This is a genomic window from Mycobacterium sp. 1465703.0, assembly GCF_001672975.1.
Taxonomy (GTDB): domain Bacteria; phylum Actinomycetota; class Actinomycetes; order Mycobacteriales; family Mycobacteriaceae; genus Mycobacterium.
In genome coordinates this window covers 1-9,377 of sequence record NZ_LZKU01000166.1, presented here as the reverse complement: position 1 = coordinate 9,377, position 9,377 = coordinate 1, and the positions used below count along the sequence as shown (strand labels likewise).

Annotated in this window: 8 protein-coding genes and 2 pseudogenes; 6 read left to right on the top strand and 4 right to left on the bottom strand. The window is 65.4% G+C overall.

Annotated features, from left to right (window positions below):
- The first annotated feature begins 256 nt into the window (after window positions 1-256).
- A complete protein-coding gene (locus A5625_RS14715) occupies window positions 257-742 on the top strand; it encodes an SRPBCC family protein (protein WP_066994918.1) in 486 nt (161 codons plus the stop codon).
- Between the two features lie 117 nt (window positions 743-859).
- The gene (locus A5625_RS14710; RefSeq protein ID WP_066994915.1) at window positions 860-1,084 is read left to right on the top strand and encodes a deoxyribodipyrimidine photolyase; all 225 of its coding nucleotides are present in this window, start codon (window positions 860-862) and stop codon (window positions 1,082-1,084) included.
- 51 nt (window positions 1,085-1,135) lie between these two features.
- Here A5625_RS14710 and A5625_RS30170 read toward each other — a convergent pair.
- Window positions 1,136-1,351, bottom strand: a pseudogene (locus tag A5625_RS30170) (adenylate/guanylate cyclase domain-containing protein); the annotation flags it as partial.
- A gap of 97 nt (window positions 1,352-1,448) precedes the next feature.
- Between A5625_RS30170 and A5625_RS14705 the strand changes: the two are divergent.
- Window positions 1,449-1,898 carry an ester cyclase gene (locus A5625_RS14705; protein ID WP_066994912.1) on the top strand — a complete coding sequence of 150 codons (450 nt, stop codon included), beginning with the start codon at window positions 1,449-1,451 and terminating at the stop codon, window positions 1,896-1,898.
- On the opposite strand, the gene hisS is transcribed toward A5625_RS14705, so the two are convergent.
- Window positions 1,892-3,157, bottom strand: a complete 1,266-nt coding sequence (hisS, locus tag A5625_RS14700) for a histidine--tRNA ligase (RefSeq protein ID WP_066994924.1) — start codon at window positions 3,155-3,157, stop codon at window positions 1,892-1,894. The genes A5625_RS14705 and hisS overlap by 7 nt on opposite strands.
- A gap of 18 nt (window positions 3,158-3,175) precedes the next feature.
- On the bottom strand, window positions 3,176-3,832 hold the full coding sequence (locus A5625_RS14695) for an MBL fold metallo-hydrolase (RefSeq protein WP_066994921.1): 657 nt from the start codon (window positions 3,830-3,832) through the stop codon (window positions 3,176-3,178).
- Between the two features lie 117 nt (window positions 3,833-3,949).
- Between A5625_RS14695 and A5625_RS14690 the strand changes: the two genes are divergently transcribed.
- Together A5625_RS14690 and A5625_RS14685 are read left to right on the top strand one after the other, a co-directional pair.
- The gene (locus tag A5625_RS14690; RefSeq protein ID WP_066994909.1) at window positions 3,950-4,846 is read left to right on the top strand and encodes a peptidylprolyl isomerase; all 897 of its coding nucleotides are present in this window, start codon (window positions 3,950-3,952) and stop codon (window positions 4,844-4,846) included.
- A gap of 75 nt (window positions 4,847-4,921) precedes the next feature.
- On the top strand, window positions 4,922-6,649 hold the full coding sequence (locus tag A5625_RS14685; RefSeq protein WP_066994906.1) for a protein kinase: 1,728 nt from the start codon (window positions 4,922-4,924) through the stop codon (window positions 6,647-6,649).
- A 32-nt stretch (window positions 6,650-6,681) separates the two neighbouring features.
- Here the strand turns inward: A5625_RS14685 and A5625_RS14680 are convergent, their stop codons facing one another.
- On the bottom strand, window positions 6,682-8,982 hold the full coding sequence (locus A5625_RS14680; protein WP_369830010.1) for a bifunctional (p)ppGpp synthetase/guanosine-3',5'-bis(diphosphate) 3'-pyrophosphohydrolase: 2,301 nt from the start codon (window positions 8,980-8,982) through the stop codon (window positions 6,682-6,684).
- Between the two features lie 133 nt (window positions 8,983-9,115).
- On the opposite strand from A5625_RS14680, the pseudogene A5625_RS14675 reads away from it, so the two are divergent.
- Window positions 9,116-9,377 (top strand): annotated as a pseudogene (locus A5625_RS14675) (GTP pyrophosphokinase); the annotation flags it as partial.

Below are 9,377 nucleotides of genomic sequence, written 5' to 3'. Positions count from 1 at the left end.
TCCCCAATCGCCACCAACTGCTCAGCCGCCGCCCGGTTCTCCACCCGCGCAAACACCCCCACCCGCTCCAGCAGCGCGGCGGACTCCGGTGTGGCCGACGGATAATGCCGCTCGACCAGCTCATCGAACCGAGCGATCACATCTTCGAACATACATTCGATTATGACACCGGGGTCCGACCCTTTTCCGACGCCGGCCACGAGCACCCGGAGCTAAGCTTCGGGTCGTATCGTCCCTACGTCCGTTGCGAGGACTTATGAGCGAACGCATCGAGACCTCCCGCACGATCGGCGCACCACCGCAGGCCATCTTCGCCGTGCTGTGCGATCCACAGGGCCACGTGGCGATCGACTCCTCCGGGATGCTGCAAGACGCCGAGGGCGATCCGGTGCGCGCCGTCGGTGACCGGTTCGTCGTTCACATGGACCGCGAATCATTAAACGATTTCCCCGAATTGGGCAAATACGACGTCACGGTTGACATCAAGGAATTCGAACAGGATCGGCTGATTTCCTGGACCGTCCTCGGCCAGATTCAGCCGCCGATCGGTCATGTCTACGGGTACGCGCTTGCACCCACCGACGACGGATCGTCCACTGTGGTCACGTCGTTCTACGACTGGTCGAACATCGACCCGAAGTGGCGGGAAGCCGGAATTTTCCCGATTTTGTCCGAGGGTGCATTACGCGCGACACTGGGAATTCTCGACCGTACGGTCCGCCGCGGTTATCCGGGCAGGTAACTCAACGCCCACACGTCATGTTTCCCACCGCTTTTCGCGTGAGCCTAAATCGCGACGGTGGTTTTACCCCGCGATTGTTCGGGTATTACCTGGGGGCCCCTTACGAAAGGACCTGTCATGTTGCACCAGGTAATTCTGGCGAGTTCGGACCCGCTCGCAGCCGGCTTTATCCTGCGCGGCATCAAGGGAATTTTCGTCGCTATCGGCAGCATTATCGCCGCGATAGTCTGCGGCATCATCGCGATGATGAAGGGCCGCAATCCGCTGGGCTGGGGAATTCTCGGGCTGTTCTTCTCGATCCTGACGTTGATCGTCGTCATCATCATTCCCAACAAGAAATAAACGCTGATCGCCAATACCATGGCGGCGTAATCAGCGTTGCGGCACAACGGTTCATCTGCGGTCGGCGGCCGGCGCGAGGCGGACCACTCCGCGCAGCAGCCGCGGTGTCCGCTTGGCCATCGCGGCAACAGCCCGGTCCGAGCGGCGCATAGCGCTCCGAGGGCCGGGCGTGGGTGCTGATACCAGTTCCGTTTCGGCCGATCCGGCCCGCGGGCCGTGGCGATCGACTGCCAGCGGTTGCCAGGTTCCGGGCACGCCGCGCAACTCTCGGTCTATGAATCGCAAAAGCTACCCGCGCATTCGGCCACGTGTTCTAGAGTGACGCCCTATCGGGGGATTCATCGAGAGATCGAGGAGGCCCCAAATGACCGCGATTGAAGAAATCACTGGCCTTCGCCAGCGCCGCGAGGCGATCGTCAATCAGCACGCCGAAGCGGAAAACCGGCACGATATCGAGGCGACGATCGCTACCTTCGCCCAACCGCGTTATGAGGTCAACGGCGTCCCGAGCGACGGTGAGGAGGCCGTTCGAGAGCTGCTGCAAGGCCTTATGGCCGGCCTTCCCGACCTGCACGCCGAGCTCGGCAAGATGCGCCATGCCGACGACGCGGTATTCGGCGAAGGGCTGATCACCGGAACCCATGACGGCGAATGGGCGGGTATCCCACCGACCGGACGGCACGTCGAGATTCCGATCATGGGAATTTTCGAATTCGACGGCGATCGACTGTTATGCGAGAAGGTCTACTTTGATATGGCCAACGTGTTGACTCAGATGGGCGTTCTGGCCGCGCCGGACACTCCGACCTACTGACGCAGCCGCGAAAGCATCTCGGCGACAACGGAATCCAGCGCAACGGCAACCTGCTCCCCCGAGCCGAGATCCTTCACCCCGACGGTTCCCGACTCGAGATCGCGGTCGCCGAGGACGAGTGCGATCCTGGCACCGGAGCGGTCGGCTGCACGCATCGCGCCCTTGAGTCCGCGGTCGCCGTAGGCCATGTCGACGCGCACACCGGCGGCGCGCAACTGTGCGGCCAGCACCGCCAGCCGCAACTTGGCCTGCTCGCTCAGCGGCACCCCGAAGACGTCACAGCGAGCCGTCTCGCCGGTGCTTTTGCCCTCGGCCCGCAGGGCCAGCATGGTGCGGTCCACACCGAGCCCAAACCCTATGCCGGACAGGTCTTGTCCGCCGAGTTGACGCATCAGGCCGTCGTAGCGGCCGCCGCCACCGATGCCGGATTGCGCGCCCAGACCGTCGTGCACGAATTCGAAGGTGGTCTTGGTGTAGTAGTCCAACCCACGCACCATGCGCGGGTTGATGACGTAGGGCACCCCAATCGCATCCAAATGCGCCAGCACCGTGTCGAAGTGCTGCTTGGCAGCATCGGACAGATGATCGAGCAGCACCGGTGCATCGGCCGTCATGGCGCGCACCGCGGGCCGCTTGTCGTCGAGCACCCGCAGCGGATTGATCTGCGCCCGCCGTCGCGTTTCGTCGTCCAGGTCGAGGCCGAACAGGAAGTCCTGCAACAATTCCCGGTACTGCGGACGGCAGCTGTCGTCCCCCAGCGAGGTGATCTCCAGCCGGAAGCCGTCGAGTCCGAGTGAACGGAAGCCGGCGTCGGCGATGGCGATCACCTCGGCGTCCAAAGCCGGGTCGTCGACGCCGATCGCCTCTACGCCGACCTGCTGCAGTTGCCGATAGCGGCCGGCCTGCGGACGTTCATAGCGGAAAAACGGACCCGCGTAACAGAGTTTGACCGGCAACGCGCCGCGGTCCAGTCCGTGTTCGATGACCGCGCGCACCACACCGGCGGTTCCCTCAGGCCGCAGCGTCACCGAACGATCGCCGCGGTCGGCGAAGGTGTACATCTCTTTGGACACCACATCGGTGGACTCACCCACGCCGCGGGCGAACAGGGCGGTGTCTTCGAAGATGGGCAGCTCGATATCGCCGTAGCCGGCCCGGCGGGCGGCGCCGAGCAGGCCGTCACGGACGGCGACGAACTCCGCCGAGTCGGGCGGGACGTAGTCCGGTACGCCTTTGGGCGCGGAGAGGGCTGAGAACACGTGCGAGTCCGGCACGGGTTACAGGCCTTCGAGGAACGGGTTGAGACGCCGCTCGGCGCCGATGGTGGTGGCGTTGCCGTGGCCCGGCAGCACCACGGTTTTGTCGTCGAGCACCAGAAGTTTGTCGATGATCGATGTCAGCAGGTCGCGCCCGCTGCCGCCGAACAGGTCGGTGCGCCCCACCGAGCGCTCGAAGAGCGTGTCGCCGGTGAAGACGACGTCCTTGTCGCCGGTGACGCGGAAGACCACCGATCCGCGGGTGTGCCCGGGCGTGTGGTCGACGTTGACGCTCACGCTGCCCAGGTCGAGCTTGTCGCCGTCGCGGTCCAGCTCGACGACTTGCTTGGGTTCCCGCCAGAAGGCGCCCGCCAACATCTGGGCCAGCCGCGGGCCCAGGCCGTAGATCGGGTCTGTGAGCATGAACCTGTCCTCGGGGTGGATGTACGTCGGGCAACCATAGGTGTCGGACACCTTCTGCGCCGACCAGATGTGGTCGATGTGCCCATGGGTTAGCAACACCGCGGCCGGCGTCAGCCGGTTCTTGTCCAGGATGTTTCGCAACGGGCCCATCGCCCGCTGCCCCGGATCCACGATGACGGCATCCGTTCCTGGCCGCTCGGCCAGCACGTAGCAGTTGCACTGCAGCATGCCGGCGGGAAATCCGGTGATCAACACGGTTCCCATTTTCCCATGGGCCCCACTTGACACGAGTCGCGGCGCCCACATTAGCCTGAGCTGGCACCTCGCCGGTTTAGAGGGCTCCGACTCATCAAGCATGGAGGCATAGCGGCCGTGCCGACCAATGAACAGCGACGCGCCAACGCCAAACGCAAACTCGAACGGCAGCTGGAGCGCCGCGCGAAGCAAGCCAGGACACGCCGGATCGTGCTGATAGTGGCCGGGTCGATCGTAGCCGTGGCGGTGATTGCTGCGGTGGTGATCACGATCGTCAACACCAAGCACGAACAAAAGAGCAACACCGCGGCGCCGACGACCACCAGCAGCAGCGCCGCGCCGGAGACGACGACTCCCGCCGGACCGGCGCCGTCCGCCCCGCCGCTGCCGCCGTTCAAGGCCTCGGCCGAGCTGGGGGCCAACTGCCAGTACCCGGCTTCCAACGAGCCGGCCGCCAAGGAGGTCAAGCCGCCGCGGACCGGCAAGGTGCCCACCGATCCAGCCCAGGTGAGCGCCAGCATGGTGACCAACCAGGGGCACATCGGTCTGATGCTGGCGAACAATGAATCGCCTTGCACGGTGAACAGTTTCGCGAGCCTGATCGGCCAGAAATACTTCGACAACACCAAATGCCACCGGCTGACCACCTCGCCGGGCCTGGGCGTCCTGCAATGCGGCGACCCGAAGGGCGAGGGCACCGGTGGTCCGGGCTATCAGTTCGCCAACGAATATCCAACCGACCAGTTCCCGCCGAATGACCCCAAGGCGCAGGAGCCGGTGCTTTATCCGCGCGGCACGCTGGCGATGGCCAACGCCGGGCCCGGTACCAACGGCAGCCAATTCTTTCTGGTCTACAAGGATTCTCAGCTGCCGCCGCAATACACCGTGTTCGGCACCATCCAGGCCGACGGGCTGGCCACCCTGGACAAGATCGCCAAGGCCGGTGTGGCCGGCGGCGGTGAGGACGGGGCGCCCGCCACCGAGGTGACCATCACCTCCTTGCTGCTCGACTAGTCCGACCCGGCTCGAAACTCCCTCTGATCGGCGGGATTCCCACGACGGGCACCGTCGACAGCTTATGGTCGTTGGGTGAATCTGGATCCGGAGTCATTCGGTTCTTACCGAATACTGGAGTTGTTGGGGCGCGGCGGCATGGGACGGGTCTACCGCGCTTACGACGCGACCACGGACCGGGTAGTTGCGCTGAAAGTGCTCCCGCCGCATTTGGCTGAGGATCAGGACTTTCAGCACCGTTTCCGCCGGGAGGCCCGGATAGCGGCCGGGCTCAACGACCCGCACGTGGTGCCGATCCACGGTTATGGCGAGATCGACGGTCGGCTCTATGTCGACATGCGGTTGATCGAGGGCCGCGATCTGTCCCAGTACATCAGCGAAAACGGCGGCCAACTCAGCCCGGAGCAGACCGTCGCGGTGATCGAACAGGTTGCGGCGGCGCTGGATAGCGCCCAACGGGTGGGATTGATCCACCGGGACATCAAACCGATGAACATCTTGATCACCACCGCACACAATTTCGTCTATCTGATCGACTTCGGTCTGGCCCGCGCGCAGGCCGATACTCAACTCACCCAGACCGGTGCCACCATGGGGACCGTCGCGTACATGGCACCCGAACGCTTCAAAGGCACAACGGATCACCGTGCCGACGTGTACTCGTTAGCCTGCGTTTTGCACGAGTGCTTGACCGGGCAGCGCCCCTTCGCGGGAGACAGCCTGGAAGAACAGCTCAACGCGCACCTGAACGCCCCGCCGCCGCGACCGTCCGCAACCGCACCTGGTGTACCTGCGAGCTTCGACGAGGTTGTCGCACGCGGCATGGCCAAGGACTCCGAACAGCGGTATCAGACGGCGATGGAACTCGCCGAGGCCGCCAGGGCCGCGCTGGCCGGTTCGTCCGGTGCTTCGGCGCCGAAAGCCGTGGCTACCCCACCCGAGAGCAAACCGGATGCGCCGCTGCGGCAGGCCCGCCGGACGCGGCCGCGGCGCCTGCTGGCGGGCGTCGTCGCCGCGTCGGCACTGGCGCTGGTTGTGGCGGTGGTGTTGGTCATCGCGCTGGTGACCCGAAGTCACGGTTCGGCTGACAGCGCGGCATCGTCCGCCCAGACCCGGGCCCGGGCGGCCGGCCGAGCCGGATCAAACCCCGGTTCCGGCGGCCCGGCGCCGCCGTTGCCGGCCTTCGTACCGCCGCCCGACCTAGGTGCCAACTGCCAGTACCGTGCGGTGCCCGATGCGCCCGCCCGGCAGGTGAACCCACCGCCGTCGGGCCGGGTGTCCACCAATCCCCCGCAGATCGGCGCCGTCATCTCGACCAACTTCGGTGACATCGGCATCCAACTCGCCAATTCCGAGTCCCCGTGCGCGGTGAACAGCTTCGTCAGTCTGGCCAAGCAGCAGTTCTTCGACCGCACCCAGTGCGCCCGCCTGATCAGTTCTCAAGACGGCGGATCGCTGTTGTGCGGCGGGCCCGACGTGGACGGATCCGGCGGCCCCGGTTACGAATTCGCCGACGAGTACCCCTCGAACCAGTACAAGCCCGACGATCCCGCGCTGCGGGCAACGCTGGTGTACCCGCGTGGCACCATCGTCATGGCCACCGAGGGACCCAACACCAACGGCAGCCAGTTCGCGTTGATTTACCGGGATTCCGAGATGGACCCGCAGAGCACCGTGTTGGGCAGCATCGACCAAGCGGGGCTGGCGACGCTGGACAACATCGCCCGGGCCGGAATTGCCGGCAACCGTCAAAACGGGGCGCCAGCCAACCCGGTGACGATCACCTCGGTGCGAGTGAGCTAGCGCCGGGGCGACGCACGGCGGTTCAAGCCGGTTCAGGCCGCCGACGTTACCCGGTAGACGTCGTAGACGCCCTCGACGTTGCGCACCACGTTGAGCAGATGTCCGAGATGCTTGGGGTCGCCCATCTCAAAGGTGAAGCGACTGATCGCGACTCGGTCTCCGGAGGTGGTCACCGACGCGGACAAGATGTTGACCTTCTCGTCGGCCAGCACTCGCGTGACGTCTGACAGCAACCGGTGCCGGTCGAGCGCCTCGACCTGGATGGCCACCAGAAACACGGACGACGGCGACGGCGCCCAGTTCACTTCGATGATGCGCTCGGACTGCTGCTGCAGCGAGGCGGCGTTGGTGCAGTCGGTGCGGTGCACGCTCACTCCGCCGCCGCGGGTGACGAATCCCATGATCTGATCGCCGGGCACCGGGGTGCAGCATTTCGCCAGCTTGGTCAGCACGCCCGGGGCGCCGGGCACCGAGACGCCGACGTCGTCGCTGCTGCGTGGGCGGCGCAACATGGTTGTCGGAGTAGAGCGTTCGGCGAGATCCTCTTCGGCCTGATCGATGCCGCCGAGTTCGGCCAGCAACCGCTGCACGACGTGCCGGGCCGACACGTGCCCCTCACCGATCGCGGTGTAGAGCGCGGACACATCGGTGTAGTGCAGTTCACGCGCAACCGCCGCCAGCGTTTCGCCATTGACCAAGCGCTGCAACGGAAGTCCGCCCCGACGCACCTCGCGGGCCATGGCGTCCTTGCCGGCCTCGAGCGCCTCCTCACGTCGCTCCTTGGCAAACCACTGTCGGATCTTGGCCTTGGCGCGAGGTGAAACCACAAATTGCTGCCAGTCCCGCGACGGCCCGGCGTTGGCCGCCTTGGAGGTGAAAACCTCGACGACTTCCCCGTTTTCCAGCTTGCGTTCCAGCGCCACCAGCCGGCCGTTGACCCGGGCGCCGATACAGCGGTGGCCGACCTCGGTGTGCACCGCGTAGGCGAAGTCCACCGGCGTGGAACCGTTGGGCAGGGTGATCACGTCACCCTTCGGGGTGAACACGAAGATCTCTTGTACGGCAAGGTCATAACGCAAGGACTCGAGGAACTCGCCGGGGTCGGCGGCCTCCCGCTGCCAGTCGAGTAGCTGGCGCATCCAGGCCATGTCGTCGATTTCGGCGGCGGCGTGCGGATGCGGAAGACCGTTGCGGCCCTTGGCTTCTTTGTAGCGCCAGTGCGCGGCGATGCCGTATTCGGCGGTGCGGTGCATGTCGCGGGTGCGGATCTGCACCTCCAGCGGCTTGCCTTCCGGCCCCACGACGGTGGTGTGCAATGACTGGTAGACGCCGTATCTCGGCTGGGCGATGTAATCCTTGAACCGCCCGGCCATCGGCTGCCACAGCGAATGCACCACGCCGACAGCGGCATAGCAGTCCCGGATCTCGTCGCACAGGATGCGGATGCCGACCAGGTCGTGGATGTCGTCGAAGTCGCGCCCCTTGACGATCATCTTCTGGTAGATCGACCAGTAGTGCTTGGGGCGGCCCTCCACGGTGGCCTTGATCTTCGACGCGTTCAAGGTGTTGACGATCTCGGCGCGGACCTTGGCCAGGTAGGTATCCCGGGACGGCGCCCGACCGGCGACCAGCCGAACGATCTCCTCGTACTTCTTGGGATGCAGGATCGCGAACGACAGGTCTTCCAGTTCCCACTTGACACTGGCCATACCCAGCCGATGTGCAAGCGGCGCAATCACTTCCAGCGTCTCACGAGCTTTGCGCGCCTGCTTCTCCGGTGGCAGGAATCGCATGGTGCGCATGTTGTGCAGCCGGTCGGCGACCTTGATTACCAGCACCCGAGGATCACGCGCCATCGCGGTGATCATCTTGCGGATGGTCTCACCTTCGGCGGCGCTGCCCAGCACCACCCGGTCCAGCTTGGTCACGCCATCGACGAGATGGCCCACCTCTTCGCCGAATTCCTCGGACAGTGCGTCCAGCGTGTAACCGGTGTCCTCGACGGTGTCATGCAGCAGCGCGGCCACCAAAGTAGTGGTGTCCATTCCCAATTCGGCCAAAATCGTGGCGACGGCCAACGGGTGGGTGATGTAGGGGTCGCCGGAATAGCGTAACTGGGTGGCGTGGCGCTGATCGGCGACCTCGAAGGCGCGCTGCAGCATCGACACGTTCGCCTTCGGATAGATCTCCCGGTGCACCGCCACCAGCGGTTCGAGCACCGGGTTGAGCGTGCTGCGCTGGGCGGTCATCCTCCGCGCCAGCCGGGCCCGCACCCGCCGCGACGCGCTGCTGGATGTCTTCAGGGATTCGGCCGGAGGCTCCGGAACCTCCATCGGCTGGGTGATGGCCGGCGACTCTGAGACCTTGGTGGGCGCGTCAAGCGCTTGCGCCATTGGCGGTACACAGCCTGACTTGCGAGTAGCGCTCAGGCATTGGAGATATCCTCGAATTCGGAGGTGACCAAACGTGGCGGATGAGAAGAGCGCGGCGCAAGCGCTTGACGCGCCCACCAAGGTCTCAGAGTCGCCGGCCATCACCCAGCCGATGGAGGTTCCGGAGCCTCCGGCCGAATCCCTGAAGACATCCAGCAGCGCGTCGCGGCGGGTGCGGGCCCGGCTGGCGCGGAGGATGACCGCCCAGCGCAGCACGCTCAACCCGGTGCTCGAACCGCTGGTGGCGGTGCACCGGGAGATCTATCCGAAGGCGAACGTGTCGATGCTGCAGCGCG